The organism is Catellatospora bangladeshensis (assembly GCF_016862575.1).
Taxonomy (GTDB): Bacteria; Actinomycetota; Actinomycetes; order Mycobacteriales; family Micromonosporaceae; genus Catellatospora; species Catellatospora bangladeshensis.
Genome location: NZ_BONF01000017.1, coordinates 142,528 through 160,447 on the forward strand (window position 1 = coordinate 142,528; position 17,920 = coordinate 160,447).

Annotated in this window: 14 protein-coding genes; all 14 read left to right on the forward strand. The window is 70.6% G+C overall.

The window, feature by feature from the left end:
• Window positions 1–115: 115 nt before the first annotated feature.
• The 14 genes from Cba03nite_RS16855 (at window position 116) to Cba03nite_RS16915 (ending at window position 17,880) form a co-directional block, all read left to right on the forward strand.
• Window positions 116–886, forward strand: a complete 771-nt coding sequence (locus Cba03nite_RS16855) for a hypothetical protein (protein ID WP_203746800.1) — start codon at window positions 116–118, stop codon at window positions 884–886.
• Window positions 887–1,129: 243 nt separating this feature from the next.
• On the forward strand, window positions 1,130–1,480 hold the full coding sequence (locus Cba03nite_RS16860) for a pilin (RefSeq protein ID WP_203746802.1): 351 nt from the start codon (window positions 1,130–1,132) through the stop codon (window positions 1,478–1,480).
• Window positions 1,481–1,482: 2 nt separating this feature from the next.
• The gene (locus Cba03nite_RS16865; protein ID WP_203746804.1) at window positions 1,483–2,739 is read left to right on the forward strand and encodes a hypothetical protein; all 1,257 of its coding nucleotides are present in this window, start codon (window positions 1,483–1,485) and stop codon (window positions 2,737–2,739) included.
• Between the two features lie 9 nt (window positions 2,740–2,748).
• On the forward strand, window positions 2,749–3,690 hold the full coding sequence (locus Cba03nite_RS39775; RefSeq protein ID WP_239125795.1) for a PrgI family protein: 942 nt from the start codon (window positions 2,749–2,751) through the stop codon (window positions 3,688–3,690).
• Entirely contained in the window at window positions 3,687–5,504 is a 1,818-nt protein-coding gene (locus Cba03nite_RS16870) for a VirB4 family type IV secretion system protein (protein WP_346111685.1), read from the forward strand. The genes Cba03nite_RS39775 and Cba03nite_RS16870 overlap by 4 nt, the downstream gene beginning before the upstream one ends.
• A complete protein-coding gene (locus tag Cba03nite_RS16875) occupies window positions 5,501–7,564 on the forward strand; it encodes a DUF8128 domain-containing protein (protein WP_203746812.1) in 2,064 nt (687 codons plus the stop codon). The genes Cba03nite_RS16870 and Cba03nite_RS16875 overlap by 4 nt, the downstream gene beginning before the upstream one ends.
• A gap of 622 nt (window positions 7,565–8,186) precedes the next feature.
• On the forward strand, window positions 8,187–9,623 hold the full coding sequence (gene ltrA, locus Cba03nite_RS16880; RefSeq protein WP_239125796.1) for a group II intron reverse transcriptase/maturase: 1,437 nt from the start codon (window positions 8,187–8,189) through the stop codon (window positions 9,621–9,623).
• A 163-nt stretch (window positions 9,624–9,786) separates the two neighbouring features.
• Window positions 9,787–10,197 carry a hypothetical protein gene (locus Cba03nite_RS16885; RefSeq protein ID WP_239125797.1) on the forward strand — a complete coding sequence of 137 codons (411 nt, stop codon included), beginning with the start codon at window positions 9,787–9,789 and terminating at the stop codon, window positions 10,195–10,197.
• Window positions 10,198–10,559: 362 nt separating this feature from the next.
• Entirely contained in the window at window positions 10,560–11,528 is a 969-nt protein-coding gene (locus Cba03nite_RS16890) for a replication-relaxation family protein (RefSeq protein WP_203746813.1), read from the forward strand.
• 487 nt (window positions 11,529–12,015) lie between these two features.
• Complete coding sequence (locus Cba03nite_RS16895) at window positions 12,016–12,726, forward strand: hypothetical protein (RefSeq protein WP_203746814.1); 711 nt, start codon at window positions 12,016–12,018, stop codon at window positions 12,724–12,726.
• A gap of 680 nt (window positions 12,727–13,406) precedes the next feature.
• A complete protein-coding gene (locus Cba03nite_RS16900; RefSeq protein ID WP_203746815.1) occupies window positions 13,407–14,000 on the forward strand; it encodes a hypothetical protein in 594 nt (197 codons plus the stop codon).
• 603 nt (window positions 14,001–14,603) lie between these two features.
• On the forward strand, window positions 14,604–15,821 hold the full coding sequence (locus Cba03nite_RS16905) for a DUF932 domain-containing protein (RefSeq protein WP_203746816.1): 1,218 nt from the start codon (window positions 14,604–14,606) through the stop codon (window positions 15,819–15,821).
• Between the two features lie 356 nt (window positions 15,822–16,177).
• Complete coding sequence (locus Cba03nite_RS16910) at window positions 16,178–16,690, forward strand: hypothetical protein (RefSeq protein WP_203746817.1); 513 nt, start codon at window positions 16,178–16,180, stop codon at window positions 16,688–16,690.
• Between the two features lie 149 nt (window positions 16,691–16,839).
• Window positions 16,840–17,880, forward strand: a complete 1,041-nt coding sequence (locus Cba03nite_RS16915) for a M23 family metallopeptidase (protein ID WP_203746818.1) — start codon at window positions 16,840–16,842, stop codon at window positions 17,878–17,880.
• The last annotated feature ends 40 nt before the right edge of the window (window positions 17,881–17,920 follow it).

Here is a 17,920-nt window from a genome sequence, read left to right on the forward strand (position 1 = left end):
GTCGGCGTCGGCGTCGGTCCTGGTGTTGGGCTGGGACGCCGTTGTTGTTGGGCTTGCCGTGGCCAGATGGGCTGATGCGCTGCGATCTGGTGGCGCCTGGCTCGGTGGGGTTGCGATGTCGCTGGTGGTCCGTCGTTCGTGCTTCGATGCGGTGCAGGAGCGTTTCCTGGCGTTGGTCGAGGCTGGGCAACTGCCGCTGCCGCCGGAGCTGGAATCGGTTGTCGCGTCGCGTGTCGGGCTGCCGCAGCTGCGCGACTTGATGCTGGGCGGCGCGGTAGGCGACGGGGTCGCCGACCGGTTGTGGCGAGGTCTGGTCCAGCGGTCACGTCTGGAGGCGGGCGCGTGGACGGTCGCGGCGTTGGGTATGGCTCTGCCTGGCCTGCGGCGGGTGGCGCGCGACTTCCGGTCGCGGTGGCGCGGCGATGTCGAGGACCTGGAGTCAGAGCTGTTCGCGGGCTTTCTGGACCGGCTGCGGACGGTTGACATCGAGGCGCCGCGGATCTGTGGTCGGCTGATCGACGCGGCGGTGCGGGCGGTCCGGCGGGCGGAGCCGGCGGGACCGTGGTCTCAGCAGCCGAGCTCCCTCGCCGCTGGGCCCGCGGTTCCCGGCTTGCCGTGGGATCACCCGGACTACGTTCTGGCCCGGGCGGTGGCAGCTGCGGTGTTGTGCCGTGAGGAGGCGGACGTGATCGGCGCGACGCGGCTGGGTGATACGACGTTGGGGCAGGCGGCGTCAGCGCTCGGGTTGGCCGAGCCGGCTGCGCGGCGGTGGCGCCGACAGGCGGAGCTGCGGTTGAGAGGTGCCATCCGCTCCGGTGAACTCGCGTTCGTTGCGAAGCCTCGCCGTCTGGGGCGGCAGCCCGCCCCGGCGTCGGCCGTGGCGTGACAGCAGGCGTGTTGGGCGGGTGTTGGGTGGTGTTGGCCCGCGCTGTGGTCGATCGGCGACCAACAGCAGCCTTTGGTAGGCGACGGGAGTTTCGCGCCGACGTTGCGGCGCCCGTCGCGCCAGCTGCAGCGGCGACCCGATCGGTCGGCAACCGGTACCTGCCGCCTACCGCGGCTGGTTTCTGCGCTGGCGCACCTCGTTTCCGTACTACGCCCCGGCCAGGCCGGGGCCGGAGGTGCTGCCATGTTCCGTCGACTCTTGCGTCTCGCGTGCACCGTGACATTGACGGTGACCGCCGCCGTCAGCGTCGCTGCGTCCGCTGTCTACGCCGCGCCCACCCCGGGCGGCGGCACCAAGCCCGATGAGCTGGATCTCGCCGCGATCATCGGCAATATCCAAGGCCTGGTGACCGGGCTGCTCATCGGCCTGGCGACCCTGTTCCTCACGCTGGGCTGCGTCCGCTACATGATGGCCAACGGCGACCCGGCCGCCACCGAGAAGGGCAAGGGCGCGTTCCGCAACGCGCTGATCGGCTACGCCCTGGCGATCGTGTCCCAGCCGGCGCTCGCGCTGGTCAAGAACATCGTCGAGTAGCCGTGAGCGCGATCGCGGGACAGATGATCGGGGCGTTCATCGCGTGGCTGGCCACCAACGTCGACAACACCCTGAACACCATGTGGGACCTGCTGTCCAACGCGCTGCTGCGCAGCCCGGACGTCACGGCCCTGCCGCAGGTGAAGGAGTTCGCCAGCACGTCGCTGACGGTCGTCAACGCCGCCTACATCCTGGCGGTCCTCGCGACCGCCTTGATGATCATGGGGCGGGACACGATCATGACGCAGTCCCCCTACGGACCCGGAGAACTGATCCCGCGGCTGATCATCGGGCTCATCGGCGCGAACTCCGCCCTGCCGCTGACGTCGCTGATCATCCGAGGCGCCAACTCCGTCACCGCGGCTCTGGCCGAAAGGCCCATCGCCGACCAGCAGACACTGCCATACCTGCGGCAACTGGTCAGCTCCGCGCTGCCGCAGGCAGGCACCGGCTCCATCGGCACCTCGCCCAGCCCGAACGCGTTCCTGCTGGTCCTCATCGGGCTGCTCATCGCGGTGCTGCTCGCCATCCTGCTCGCACAGTGGATCACCCGCCTGGGCCTGCTGCTGGTCCTGGCAGGCATCTCACCGGTCGCGCTGGCCCTGCACGGCACGCCATGGACAGAGCCGGCGGCGAAGCTGTGGTGGCGGTCGGTGCTGGCCACGCTCGGCACGGTGACCGTGCAGGCCCTCTGCCTGCATCTGGCGATGCGGATCCTGCTGACCCCAGCCGACAACCTGCCGATGCTCGGCATACCCGGCGACCCGGGCGCGGTCCTGAACCTGATGGTCGCCGCCTGCATCCTGATCGGCGTCATCAAGATCCCCGGGCTGATGAAACGTCTGGTACTGCGAGGCGGGTCCAGCGGCGGCCGGGTCATCGGCTTCCTCGTGCTGCAGCAGGCGACCCGCATCATCACCGGCCGCCTGCCGGGCTTCGGCCGCAGGGCGCCGCTGGCCGCCATCGGCGCCCGATCCGGCAGCAGTGGCGGCGGTGGGTGGCCACGGATCGAGATGGCTTCCGAGCCGGCCACTCCGGGCCGCGCGCCGTGGCGTGGCCGCCCCAGCTGGCAGTCCGATCCGAGCGGGTCTTCACGCCCCGGCGGACTGGCCGGCCCGGCTGGCCGCGCCGCGCGACGCTCCCCGGCTACAGCGGCCCAGCCGGCACGTGCACGCCCGAAGCCGTACACAGCCGACGAACTGGCCGCCGGAGTTGACCTCTACACCCGCCGGATGAAGAAACCGCGAGGAACCATCTAAGGAGCACCCATGCGCCACGATCCCGACGTCGTTCCGGTCACCCGGATCCCCGCCGACGTCAACACCCCCGACAAGATCGCCTTCGGGCTGACGGCCCGCCAGCTCGCGGTCCTCAGCATCGCCGCCGTGGCCGTCTACGGCGTCTACCGCGCCCTGGCCGGGTATGTCAGCCCGTCGGCGATGCTGGCGATCATGCTGCCCCTGGGCGGCCTGGCCACGGCCATCGCGATGGGCACCCGCGACGGCCTGCCTCTGGAATCGTGGCTGCTGGCAGCGCTGCGCTTCCTGCCGGCACCGAAGGCGCTTGCCCCAGCCGCCGACGGGCTGCACCATCCCCCACCCGTATGGGCACCGCAGGTCGACAACCTGCGGCTGCCTTCAGTGCTGAGGCTGCCCGCCAGCGGCATCGACGAGCAGGGCATCGTCGACACCGGAGAAGCGGCCGTGGCGCTGGTGGCGTGCACGACCCTGAACATCGGCCTGCGCACCGGAGACGAGCAGGCCGCGCTGCTGGCCGGATACGGCCGGTGGCTCAACAGCCTCACCGGGCCGGTCCAGGTCGTAGTGTCGACGCAGCGCGTCGACCTGTCCAGCCACGCCCAGCGCATCACCGAACGCGCCGACCTGCTCACCAGCCCGGCTCTAGCGGCGGTGGCCGTGGAGTACGCCCGGTTCCTCAGCGACCTGGCCGAGCACCACGACCCGTTGTGGCGGACCGTCACCATCGCCGTCACCGCCACCGCCACCGGAGACAAGACCCGCAGCAGCGAGGCGACCCGCCGCGCCGAGCAGGCGGCGACCGCGCTGACGGCGCTGGGCGCCAGCGCCGCGGTCCTGGACGGTGCGCGCGCGACCGCGGTCCTGACGACCGCGGTCGACCCCTACATCCCCACCGACGCGACCTGGCCACGGTCGCGCCCCACCGATGTCGTCACCGGAGGCAACCCGTGAAGCTCCCCCGCGCACTGCGCAGACTCTCCCCCGCCACCGCTGCGAGCCCCGCCGATTCGGCCGGGCTCGCAGCGGTTGTGGGCCCGTCAGCGGTGGAGGTGACGCCGAACTGGCTGCGGGTCGGTGACGGCTACGCCGCCACCCTCGTGATCAGCGGGCTGCCGACGCTGGTCGGTCCGGCGTGGCTGTCGCCGCTGACGTCGTGGCCGGGCCGCATCGACATCACCCAGCACATCTCGCCGTTCACCGGCCCGCAGTCGGCGCAGATGCTGCGCCGCCAGCGGGCCCGGCTGGAGTCCAGCCGCCGGCTCGACGCCGACCAGGGACGGCTTACCGACCCGGCGACCGAAGCCGCGGCCGAAGACGCCGCGGACCTGGCCGACCGGGTCGCGCGCGGGCAGTCGAAGCTGCACGACGTCGCGACCTACGTGACGATCCACGCCACCGACCTCGACGAGCTTGCCGAAGCCGTCGCCCACGTACGGGCCAGCGCCGCGAGCACGATGCTCGACACGCAGCCGGTGACGTTCCGGCAGCTGCAGGGCTGGACGTCGACCCTGCCGTTGGGCACCGACAGTCTGCGGATGCGCCGGGTCATGGACACCGAAGCCCTGGCCGCGGCGTTCCCTCTCGCGAGCGCGGACCTGCCGGCGCCGCTGCCGGGTGAGCCGGCTCCGGCCGGTGGGGTGCTGTACGGGATCAATCCGGATTCGGCTGGGGTGGTTTGGTGGGATCGCTGGGCGCAGCACAACCACAACAGTGTCGTGGTGGCCCGTTCCGGTGCTGGCAAGAGCTACTTCGTCAAGCTGGAGGTGCTGCGCAGCCTCGCCGACGGTGTGCACGTCGCCGTCGTCGACCCTGAGGACGAGTACGTGCGCCTGGCCCGGGCCGTCGACGGGACCGTCATCCAGCTCGGTAGACCCGGTGTGCGGGTCAACCCGCTCGACATCCCGCCAGGCGACCGCCGCAGCGACGCACTGGTACGGCGGGCCCTGTTCGTCCACTCGCTGGTCGCGGTCCTGCTCGCCGAGCAGCCTACGGCCGCCGAGCAGGCCGCTCTGGACACGGCAATAGCCACGGCGTACGCCGGTGCGGGCATCTCCCACGACCCGGTCACGTGGACGCTGCAGGCGCCGCTGCTGCGTGACGTCGCCGCAGCCCTGGCCGAGCAGGGCGACGATGCCGCTGCCGGGCTGGCTGCCCGGCTCACGCCGTGGACGACCGGGTCGTTCAAGGAGCCTTTCGACGGGCCGACGACCACGGTTCCCGCCGGGCAGCTGGTGGTCTGGTCGACGCGGCAGCTGGCTGACGAGCTGCGGGCGCCGGGCATGCTGCTGGCGCTCGATGCGATCTGGCAGGACGTCGACGCCGTCCCCGCGCGCGGCGGTTCGGCACTGCGGCGGCTGGTGATCGTCGATGAGGCGTGGCGGCTGCTGCACGACGGTGAAGGCGCCCGGTTCCTGTTCCGGTTGTCCAAGCAGGCCCGCAAGCGCCGCGCCGGGGTGTCGGTCGTGACGCAGGACGCTGCTGACCTGCTCGGCTCGCAGCTCGGGCAGGCCGTCATCGCCAATGCGGCCACCCAGGTGCTGATGCGGCAGGCGCCGCAGGCCATCGACGAGATCACCGAGGCGTTCGGGCTGACCACCGGCGAAGCCCGCGCCCTGCTGGCAGCACGGCGCGGCGAAGGGATCCTGCTGGCCGGCGCTCACCGGGTGTCGTTTCAGGCCTTGGCCAGCCCGGCCGAGCACCGGCTGTGTGTCGGTGATCTCGACCGGCTCGACGAAGACGACGAGGACGAGGAGGCGCCCCGATGAGCGGCCCGCTCGCCACAGGGCTTGCGCAGGGCCCGGATTCGGCGCGTGAGCTGTCCGACGCTGTCACCGCCGCGGCAGCGTGGTGCCGGGACCGTGCGTGGGTGGGGCTGGTCGCGTTCGCGGTGGTGTTGGGCGTTGCCGCGGCTCGTGCCGGGTGGCTGCGGCGCGCCGACCGGATGCTGCAGGCCGGCGCCCAGCAGGTCACGATCGCGGCGCCGCCGCAGGTCGACCCGGCCGGGATCACCGCGTTCTGGGCGGCCATGGCAGCGCTGCTGACGCGGGGCCGCTGGCGGCTGTGGCGGCCGCGACCGCACGTGGCCTGGGAGTACCGGTGGGCCGGACGGGAGCTCACGATCGTGCTGTGGGTGCCGGGCACGGTCAAGGTCACGCCGGTGCTGGCCGCGATCCGGGGCGCGTGGCCGGGCGTGACCGTATCGGCGACCGATGCCGGGCCCGCGCTCAGCCGTCGGCAGGGCGGCCCTGTCGCGGCGTCGGCGGGCACCGCGTTGGTACCGGTGATGCCGGCCTGGTATCGGCTGCTCACCGACCACGACACCGACCCGCTGCGGGCCGTCGTGGCTGCGGCGTCGGGGCTCAAGGACAACGAGTCCGCGTGTGTGCAGATCCTGACCCGCCCGGCGTCGCGGCGGCAGCTGCGGCAGCTGCGCCGGGGCGTGGCCGCGCTGCGCACCGGCCGCAGCCCCGGCAGCGTCGCCGATCCCGGCTGGTGGCTCAGCGCGGCACTGGACGGGCTCGAGCGGCTGATCAGCCCGTCGCGGCAACCGCACCCGAGTACGGGGCCGTCGCAGCAGGCGTTGCTGGCCGTCGACCCGCAGCGTGACCGCGACGCCCGTGCCGCGGTCGAGAAACTGGCCGCAGGTCCTCAGTGGGAGACCGCGATCCGCATCGCGGTGGCCCACCACGCCGCACCCGGGCGGCCGCCGGGCGCGACCGCTCACAGCCGCCTTGTCACGGCGGTCGAGGCGCTGGTCGGTGCGACCGGTCCGTGGACGGGACGCAACCGGCTGCGGCGGCTGCGGATGCCACATCCGGCGGCGGTCGTCGCGGCCCGGTCCCTGCGGCACGGATGCGTCCTGGACGCCGTGGAGCTGGGCAGCCTCGCCGCGCTGCCACATGACCTGGCCGTGCCGGGCTTGCTGCGGGCGCGGGCCAAGACGATGCCCGCGCCGGTCGATGTCCCCACCGGCGGCCGCGGCACCAAGGTCCTCGGCCGGGCCGAATGGGGCGGGCATCCGGTCGCGCTGCCGGTCGCCGACGCCCGCCAGCACGTGCACATCGTCGGCAGCACCGGCTCCGGCAAGTCGACCCTGATGCTGAACATGATCCTCGACGACATCAGCTCAGGGCGCGGCGCGGTCGTCATCGACCCCAAGGGTGACCTGGTCCGCGACGTCCTGGACCGGATGTCGGCGAAGAAGGCCAGAAGCGTCGTGCTGATCGACCCCGACATCGACACCGGAACGACACTCAACCCGCTGCTGGGCGATGACCACGACTTGGTCGTCGACAACATCGTGTCGATCTTCTCCAGGATCTTCGCCAGGCACTGGGGACCCCGCATCGACGACGTGCTGCGGGTGTCGTGCCTGACGTTGATGCGGCACGCCAACGCGACGCTGACGCTGGTGCCGCCGCTGCTCAACGACTTCAAGTTCCGGCGCCGGTTCACCGAGGACCTCACCGACCCCGAAGGCCTGCGCGGGTTCTGGGAATGGTTCGAAGCCACCCCGCCGGCCGTGCGCACACAGATCATCGGGCCGGTCCAGGCACGGCTGCGGTCGGTGCTGCTGCGCCCGTTCGTCCGCCGCACCCTCGGCACACCGTTCAACTCCTTCGACATGGGCGAGATCCTGGACGGCGGCGTGCTGCTGGCCCGGGTGCCCAAGGGCGTCATCGGTGAGGACACCGCCCGCCTGATGGGCTCGTTCGTCCTCGCCTCGGCATGGCAGGCCGCCACGGCGCGGGTCCGGCTCGACGAAGCCGACCGCCGCGACAGCGTGACCTACGTCGACGAGTGCGTGCGCCAGGAAGCGCTGTAGTCCCAGGTCAGCTTGCTGACCTGGGGATGCAACACCGGGAGGGGATGAAAGAGCCCCTCCACCGGCCAGTCGCAGCTGGCTGGTGAAGCTGAGGACAGCCCGATCCGGGAAACGCCGGTGAGGGTGAGAGCAGTCCTGACAACGACGGGACGGTCTGGAACTACCAGACAGGCCGGGCCCGGCGAGCAACGCGGAAAGGTGTACGAGAGGAACCGGCGTTTGAACCCCCGTAAGCGACGTGCCAGCTCAAATCTGGTGGATATGGGCTGGTGTGCAGTGCGTGACCACCGCCGCGACACAGCGACGGTGGTCAACTCCGTAACCGTTTGGCATTCGACGGGAAGGAGGCCAGTGGGAAAGCCTGCGGCGTACCACTGGCGATGCTGCCGGGGCAGAGTCGGGCACCTAATCCGTGGACCGGTGTGCAGTGAACCTGGGAACCATCCGTGGTCGCCCTACCGGCCGGGAAGCCATCCCGGTCGAGGGCAGGACCGTTGTCGTCTGACGGCCACGGCATGGGACGGAGGACCCGTAGTAGTCCGAGCGCGGGAAAGCCGCGTACATGGCGAAGGGGTCCAGCAAGTCAAGCAGCCGAAGAACTGGAAGATCAGGAGGTCCGTCGGTGAATACCGATGAGCTGGCCTCGGCTCTGATGAGGGCCGAGATCCGGGTACTGGAGATCCAGACCAAGCTGCACCGTTGGGCGACCAACGATCCTCACAAGAAGTTCGATGATCTGTTCAACCTCGTCACTGACCCGGCGTTCCTTCTGGTCGCCTGGGATCGGGTGCGGGGCAACAAGGGTGCCAAGACCGCCGGGGTCGACGGCCGCACTGCGGCGTCGATCCAGGTCACAGTGGGAGTGCAAGAGTTCCTGAACGGGCTTCGCAGCTCGTTGAAGGACCGCACGTTCTGCCCGCTGCCGGTGCGTGAGCGGATGATCCCGAAGGCGGGCGGCAAGCTGCGCCGTCTGGGGATTCCGACGATCGCCGACCGGGTGGTGCAGGCGTCCTTGAAGCTGGTGTTGGAGCCGATCTTCGAGGCGGATTTCCTCCCGTGCTCCTACGGGTTCCGCCCCAAGCGCCGGGCCCGCGATGCTGTCGCGGAGGTGACCTTCCTGACCAGCGGCAACAGCCGCTACGACTGGATCGTGGAAGGTGACATCAAGGCGTGCTTCGACGAGATCTCCCATCCTGCCCTGATGCATCGGGTGCGGATGCGGATCTCCGACAAGCGCGTGCTGGACCTGGTGAAGGCGTTCCTGAAGGCGGGCATCCTCTCCGAGGAGCGGATGCTGCGCAAGACCGACGCCGGCGCCCCGCAAGGGGCGATTCTTTCTCCGCTGCTGAGCAACGTGGCCCTGGCGGTGCTGGACGAGCACATCGCCCAAGCGCCTGGGGGTCCGTCGTCAGCGGCCCACGTCAGGCTCAGACGCCGCGCGAAGGGGCTGCCGAACGTCCGGCTGGTCCGCTACGCCGACGACTGGTGCCTGATGGTGGCGGGCACCCGCGAAGACGCGGACGCCCTACGGGAGGAGATCGCCGGGGTCTTGGCCACGATGGGCCTGCGCCTGTCGGAGGACAAGACCTTGATCACCCACATCGAGGAGGGTCTGGACTTTCTCGGCTGGCGCATCCAGCGCCACGTCAAGAAGGGCACCGCAGACCAGCGCCACGTCTACACCTACCCGTCGAAGAAGGCCCTGGCCAACATCACCGGGAAGATCAAGACGCTGTGCCGACAGACCACGAACCAGACTCTGGCCGACCTGCTGCTTGGCCTCAACCAGGCAGTTGCGGGCTGGTGCCAATACTTCCGACCCGGGGTGTCGTTCCAGACGTTCCAGTACCTACGCGCGTTCCTCTGGAAGCACGTGTGGTCCTGGATCCGTCGCAAGCACCCCAAGACCACCTGGAAGGACCTGCGCCGCCGCTACAGCGGCGGACGCTGGTGGCCCAGCGACGACGGGATCACCCTGTTCGACCCCGGCAAGGTACGCACGATCGTGTACCGCTACCGGGGAGCGAAGATTCCGACGCCATGGTCAGAGCCCATCTGAGGATCACACCGCACAACGGGACTTGTGGAGAGCCGGATGCGCTGAGAGGCGCACGTCCGGTTCGGGAAGCGGTCCGCAGAAACCCACTGGCGGGAACACCAGCAGGGCGCTGCGGGCCGACTTTCACCACAACTTCCTCAACCTGCCCGGATCGGTCGGCGACATGCTCGCCGAGGCCCGCGGCTACCACTTCGGCCTCGTCCTGGCCCACCAGAACCTCACCCAGCTGCCCCGGGAGACGCAGCTGGCCCTGTCCGCCAACGCCCGCACGAAGATCTTCTTCTCAAGCTCGCCGGAAGACGCCACACACCTGGCCAAACACACCAACCCCGAACTCGACGACCACGACCTGTCCCACCTGGACGCGTTCCGGGCAGCCGCACGCCTGCTGGTCAACAACCGCGAGACCGCGGCGTTCGTGCTCCGCACCAATCCCGCACCGCCGCTGGCCAACGAGACCACCGCCGTGCGGCAGGTCATCACCGCGGCCGCCCGACACCGGCGCACGGCCGCGGTCGCCCGCCTCGCTGGCGTCGGCGACACCGATGCCGCCCCGGACGAACCCGGTGCCTGACCTCGCTGCCCGGCAGCCGCGGCTGCCGGGCAGCACAACCCACACCAGGAGGAGATCAGGTGACAGGACAAGACACCGCCCTTCCCGCCAGCCGGCAGCTCCGCCGTCGGCGCCAGGCAGGCCCGCTCTGGCGGCTGCCGACGCCGCCCCCACCGCCGCACCGAACGCGTCACGCCTACGTCCGCGCACTGGTCAACCGCTGGCACCGCAACGGCCGCATCCGGCACTGGGCGGCCACGCCCCGACGGCGTCGGTCCTGACCCCGGTCCTGCCCTGACTCCCACGTGCACGTGGGTCCGGTCCGTGTACTGCCGGCCCGCTGCCGCCCCGACTCAGCTGAAAGATCCAGCCAGGAGCACACGATGACCGACGCACGCGAATCGCGACTGTCCCTTCAAGGGGACTCTTCCCTACCGGGGAACGATGACAGAGCAAAGACTCGCAAGCGCCCGCTGACGGCGCGGCTGCCGACCCTCATGGACCTGTCCGGGCGCCTCAACGCCCGCGACTACACCATCGCCCACCTGCTCGACGAGCACACCGCACTCACCACTCCGCAACTGACCGCGATGCTGTTCGGCAGCCAGATCACGTGCCAACACCGGCTCAACAGCCTTCGCAAGCTACGGTTCGTCGACAGGTTCATCCGCAACCAACCCACCAGGCCGCGACCTATGTGTTGGGTGGTCGGCCCCCTGGCCGCTCGGTACGTCGCGCTGGCCCGCGATGAGGCTCCACCAACACCCAAGGCCGTCCAACAGCGCGCCGAACGGATAATGGCCAGCCCCAGGCTCGACCACCTTCTCGGCGTCAACGGCTTCTTCGGCACCCTGGCAGCCCACACCCGCACCGACCCGTCGACGCGCCTGGCGCGGTGGTGGTCCGAGCGCAGCAGCACCGCCGCCTACGGACGCCGGATCCGCCCCGACGGCCACGGTGTCTGGACCAAGGGCACCGCGTCCGTCGGCTTCTTCGTCGAGTACGACACCGGCACCGAACCCATCGGCCGCCTCATCGACAAGCTGCCCGCCTACCAGCGGCTGTGCGAGGACGGCGGCCCTAACTACCCGGTCCTGTTCGTGCTGCAGAGCCCCGTGCGCGAGCAGCACCTGCATCGGCGTTTGGGCGCTGGGGTGGGTACGACGGTCACGGTCGCCACGACGTGTCCGCAGGCCGGCACCGACCCAGCAGCTGCGGTGTGGGAGCTGGTAGGCGACGGCCGTCGACGCCGGCTGGTGGACCTGCCGAGCTCGCACGGCCAGACAGGCCCAATCAATCCCGGGCCGCCATCGGCCGCAGACGACCCGCTGCGGCTGTTGCAGCACCGTTGACCGCTGCCGGCGGCATCAGGCATCGGCCGAGACCCGAGTGGAGCGGCTTCCGGTGCGGTGGGTTGCGTGGTTACCAAGCGGGTGGGCGAAACTTTCTCCGCGACGTGACCAACACCAGGTCAGCGACTGTACGCAGTCGCTGGCGCACTGCCTGCCCTACTCGGCACGTCGGGCAAACCCGCAGTTCAGACACCATCCCGTTCCGGCGGTCTGTGAGGTGCGTTGGGCAGGGGCCATACGCTTGGGTCATCTCCTAGAGACAACCAGTACGTACCACCCCAGGGCTTGTCCGCCACGACCTGCGGTCGTAACCGCCCACCCGCCACAAGCCGGTCGGCCCGCAACCACAACGTCGGCGAACACCCCGTTCCCGGTCCCTGACCGGAGGCAGCGCGGTGACATCACCCGCGCCACTTCACCCTGCCTGCCAGCACCGCCTGACCAGCGGTGCGTTTCCGCGTATCCGCACGCAGAAGGAGTCCACCTCATGCCGCAAATCGTCACCGTCTGCCTGCCCGCAGGTCCCGACAAGCCCGCTGTCCGCCTAGGCCACGAGGCTAAAACCGCCTACATACGAGCCCTGTCTGCCAGCACCCCCGCTACGATCGCTGTCGCCTCACCCGACTACGCCAACAACCCCTACCCCCACTTCGTCCACACCGCGAACCGACGCAGCCGGGGCGAGCTGTTCGCCCCACGCGAGCACCTGGCCGCGGGAGGTCCGGTGAGGCTGCTGAACCTGGGCTGGATGGCGCAGCACAACGCGACCGTTCACCGCCGCCGCTGGCACGTGTGGCGTCAGGTCGTGCAGGGCACCCGGGACGCGCAGCCCCTGTGGCGATTCGTCGACCGGCACCTCACCACCCCCAAGCGCGGGTACAGCCTGGAACAGGCGCACCGCGACTTCCGGGCACAGCCCCGGATCGCGGCGATGGAGATCTACAACAACTCTGGCCGCGCCGTGACGCCGCTGCCCCTGGATCACCTGGAGGCATTTCAGGTGGGCTGCGAGGCCTACGTCGAACTCGGCTACCACACTGCGGTGCCCGGCAACGCGATGGTCGCCCTCGGCGGCCAGATCTTCGAGTGCCGACCCAACCAGCCGCTGTCGCAGTTGTGGGAGTTCATGAAGTTCGCCGCCATCGCGATGCGGCAGATGTCGCCCGACGACTGCATGGTCGCCCTGCTCGAGCACTGACCCGACGACGGCGAGGGCTCAGATCCGGTTCGACGGATCCGAGCCCTCGCCGTCGTGGCCCGTTCAGGCGAGCACCCACCGGCCTGTGTCTGGTTGTGGCCAGGGCGCTCAAGTCTTCGTTTCGTGCCGCGCCGAAAATGCCTGGCCGGCTGCCGCTGTTCCCAGTACACGCTCGGAGTCGTCTTGGCTTTCGCACCTGACGGCACCCGGGACGAGATCGTCGCCGACGACCGCGGCGACGACACCGTGAACATGGACTTCCACCGTCGATCCCGCGGTGTGGCGCGCGACGCTGCCCGTGGCGGCAATGCCCAGACGGCCACGGTTCGTCTGGGGTGGCGGCGATGCCGTCCTGGATCCGGTCGCTGCAACCCTGCCCGTGGCGGCGCTGTTCGGGCGCGGACGACGCAGTCCTGTTCAGGTGTGCCGGTCCTGCAATACCGATCCGGTGCCGCGACATCCAGCTCATCGCCGTCCTCTGCGACCACCACGACCGCGACGACGTCCCCGAAGCGGCATACTGCCCGGCCTGCGACCAGCTGTGCCGACTCACGCTGGCCGCCGTGAAGGCCGACCGGCAGACCGCCGTCACACGACGCTGAGCCGCAACAACTCTGACACCAGGCCCGACGCCTCCTGCTGTCGGACCTCCATCAACCGTCTCGACCTAAGGAGTCCTCGTGGCGGAACCTTCCGACTACAAGCGCTGCTTCAGCCGTGAGCACGCCCAACAGCAGTTCGACGCCATGGCCGTGCCGGTTTCCATTCCCGGCATCCGCACGACGATGGCGGCGATGCGGATGGGCTCACTGCTGGCGACAACCCACGGCCTGCACCTGCCGACCTGGGAATCGGTCCAGGTGCAGGTGTTGGCCGGGGTCTGCGACGAAGCTCAGATGTGGACGGCCATATGCCTGCTCCACCAGACACGCCCCAGCCTCTGGACCGACCGCCTCGCACCCTGGGCCGGTCCCTACGACAACCCTGCGCAGGCGCTGACCACCTTCGACGAACGGCTCGCGGCACTGCCGCAGCCGACCACCGCCGACCGGCGCACGCTCGCCCGTGCGTGGCTGACCATGACATTGGCCCTGCATCAGGTGCAGCTGACCGGCTGGGAGACCACAGTCGTCAAGCACCTGGCCGCCAAAGCACCGATCCCCACGATCCAGACCCTCGTCGGCTGGATCATCGGCATCGGCCAAGCCACCGACGCCGCAGCTGCGATCACGCCCGGCAGGCACGGCCGTCATCACGCCGCTGCCAGACGCTGACGTGAGCGGTCCCACCAGCGCCGTAGGCAGAGCACGCGGACCACCGACCCGTCTGCGCGCTCGCCAACTGCATCAACACCCAGCGACTCCCCGGCCGAGCCTGGCCGATCGCGCAGCAGCGCGTTCCGGGCACGGCCGACAGGCCGTGCCCGGACTCCCATCCTTCGCCATAGGAGTCCACGCCATGACCTAAATACGCACGCCCTCAGCCGGCGCGGGACCGTCCGCAGCGCAGCAGCCCGTCCACCTCAACGTCGGCTCGACGTGGCTGCCCGCCACCGTGACCGAGGTCCTGACCGGCGGCAGGGTCACCGTCCACTACCTCGTCGGCACCGTCCCGATGACCGCGATCGTCGCGGACTGGCTGGTCCGCGCCGCCGAGGTGCCTTGTTCGGCCCTGTTGCCGACACGTCGCCGCTGTCATGACACCAGCGTGTGGACGTGTCCTGCTTTGCGGCGCCAACGCCGCGGTACGGGTTCCGGCCCGTGCGCACCCGGCCAAGCCGGGTCATCCGTCCGGCATCACCGGACGACAACGGCCTCAGACGAGGCAACGCCTGAGGCCGGACGAGCAATGGTCACTCTGGTAAGGAGCCAAGACCGATGACAACCGTAGCATTCGGCCCTCACGCCGATGTGAACGACGCGTTCGCCAGCGAGCGGGCCCGGCAGCTGGAGGCTGTCGAGCGCAGGCAGGCGGACCTGAAGACCCGGCTGGACGCCGGGACCCTCATCCCGCTGGGCGACGGCCGCTACCGGGTCAACGACCCGGGCAGCTGGGACAACGGCGAGATCTGGATCCAGCAGGACAGCGGCCTGGTCGTCCCGCAGCACGGCCTGGACATGTCCACCGGCCGGGCGGCGCTTTACACGGCCAAGCCCGCCTGGCACCAGCTCGGCACCGTGATCGAGGGCGGCACCACCGACATCGACACCGTACTCAAGGCTGGCGCGATCGACTTCGCCGTCGAGACGTTCCCGGTGCTGTTCCGCACCCCCGACGGGCAGCTGCACGAGCTCGACGACCAGCGGGTCACCGTCCGCCGGGACACCGACGCCGGGCTCGGTGTGGTCGGCAACCGGTACGAGGTCGTGCAGAACCGCGACATCTTCGGGTTCCTGCAGGCGCTCGTCGGCCGCGACGACGTCATCTGGGAGACGGCTGGTGCGCTGCGCGGCGGGCGGCGGGTGTTCGTGACGATGCGGCTGCCGGACACGATCGTCATCGACCCGGCGGGCATCGCCGACGTCGTCGCGCCGTTCCTGGCCGCGTTCAACTCCCACGACGGCCTGACCGGCTACGAGTCGGTCGTGACGCCGTGGCGGGTGTTGTGCGGCAACACCGAGCGGTTCGCGGCGCGTGACGCCGTCGCCCGGTGGAGCACCCCGCACGTCGGCGACCCCTTGGCGCGGCTGAGGCAGGCCGAGCAGACCCTGCGCATGACGCGCAGGTACTACGCGTCGTTCGCCGCCGAGCAGGAGCTGCTGCTGGCCACCGAGCTCGCGATCGACGAGTACCTGGCGGTCGTCGCCGACGTCTGGGCCCCGCCCGGCGACGACGACGCGGATAAGGCCAAGGCCAAGTACCGGCGGTTCGCCGACGGCATGGTCCACCGGTTCGAGCAGAACGCCGACAAGCTCGGCCGCAACGCCTACGCCGCGGAGCGGGCCATCACCGAGTTCATGGACTGGGGGCGTGGTGTGCGGGCGCCGAAGTCGATGACCGAGACGGCCTGGCGTGCCAGCCAGGCCCTTGAGGGAGACCAGGACGGAAGGAAGAACACCGCCCACAAGCGGCTGCTCACTCTCGTACGTCGCTGACCTTCCCGTGAACACGGCCTGAGCAGGTGGGCTGCGGGAAGGCGCGCTACGCGCCCGCCTGCGGCCCACCACGCTGACCCGCCCGACCGGCGCTGTACGCCGCGTGGCCCGGTGGCGCCGGCTTCAACCGGCATCGCCGGACGAAGAGACCTGGCACGCACCGACCGCCGGTCATCGCGAACGCTGCCGCACCGCGCGGCTGAACCACAGCACCGGCGGCTCCAACGGAGTGCCGCCCCGAACTGCGAGGCAGCCCGCCCGCTGCCGCGGGAACGGTCTGCGCGTGCTCGGCGCGCCACTCCACCCCATCACCGACCCGCTCGGACAACTGACGGAGACCTACCGTGACCGAACCGATGCCCGTACCGACTGGGCACGCCGCTCCCCTGCCCTACCCGCCGCCGGCCGACCTGCCGGGCGACCCGCTGCAGCTGGCCGGGGACCTCACCGGGGCGTGGGGCTACCAGCTCGACACACCCCAGATCGCCTACGGCCGGGGACCGTGGCCGTACCACCGGCACGGCAAACCGGCGACGGTGCGCCTGTCGCCCGACATCGCCCACCGCGCATGGCAGACCCACTACGTCATCGCCGGGCCGGCCGGCGACGACCAGGCCTACCTGATCCTGACCTGCCACGACAGCGCCGACGGCAACCGCCCGGCCCGGGTGTACGCGAGCCTGGACCTGTCCGGGCGCCGCATCGTGCTGCCCAAGGACCTGCCCATGCGCCTTATCCCCCAGGCGATCGGCAAGGCCAAGAAGGTTCTGCAGCTGCTCGACGCCGCCCGCGCCGACCGTGCGATCCACGCTCGCCCGGTCACCGCCGACATGCGGGCCCTGGCCCGCCTCGCCCCCATCACCCGCTGACCTCACCGGGCCGCCCACCGTGGGCGGCCCGGTTCCGCCCGTGCGCACCCGCCGCAGCGGCTGCGCACCACACCACCGCGGGAGGACCGCCGCACACACGCGGCACACGAAGGAGGAACCATGCCCCCACAGTTCGAGACGGCCCGGACATGACCGGCCGCACGATCAGCATCATCGTCGCCGCGGTCCTCGGCGTCACCGTCTGCTGCGTGGCCGGCGTGGTCGGCCTCAGCGGCGCCGCCACCGCCTGCGTCCCGCCCACCGCCGCGGCCCCGTCCGGGGCGGCGTGGACCGGACGCTACGACAGCGAGCAGACCGGGCACGCGGCAACCATCGTCACCGTCGGCGCCGGCAAGGACGTGCCCGTCCGTGGGATGGTCATCGCGGTCGCGACAGCGATCCAGGAGTCGGGGCTGCGCAACCTCGGCCACCAGGGCGACGCCAACGACCACGACTCGCTGGGCCTGTTCCAGCAACGGCCCAGCCAGGGCTGGGGAACGCCGGAGCAGATCATGGACCCGCGGTATGCGGCCGGTAGGTTCTACGGCAGGCTCCTGGACGTCGACGGCTGGCAGCAGATGCCGCTGACCCAGGCGGCGCAGGCTGTGCAGCGCAGCGCCTACCCCGACGCGTACGCCAAGTGGGAGCCCGATGCCACCGCGCTGGTCGCAGCCGCCCTCGCCGCCGCCGGGATCGATCCGCCGGGCGGGTTCGGGTTCTGTGTCAGCGGGGCGTGGGTCAAACCGGTCGACGCGCCGCTGAACTCCGGGTTCCGCACCGGTTCACGGCCGGGCCACGACGGCGTTGACCTCGGCGCTGGACGGGGCACACCGATCCGGGCCGCGTCGTCCGGTGTGGTGATCAAGGTGCGGTGCAACGCCTACAACGCCGACGGGTCGCCACGCTCCTGCGACATCGACGGCAACCTCAGTACCCCCGGCTGCGGCTGGTATGCCGAGATCCTGCACACCGACGGGACGGTCACCAGGTACTGCCACATGCTGCGCCGCCCGACCGTCGCGGTCGGCGAGCAGGTCATCGCCGGTCAGGTCATCGGCCTGGTCGGCAGCAGCGGCCACTCCTCCGGCCCGCACCTTCACCTGCAGACCCACACGGGCCGGCCGGCCATCGTGGCCAACGCCGTCGACCCGGTGCCGTTCTTCGCCAGCCGCGGCGTCGACCTCAGCTGAACACAACCGCATCGCCGTGCATCCTCCGCCACCTCTGCCG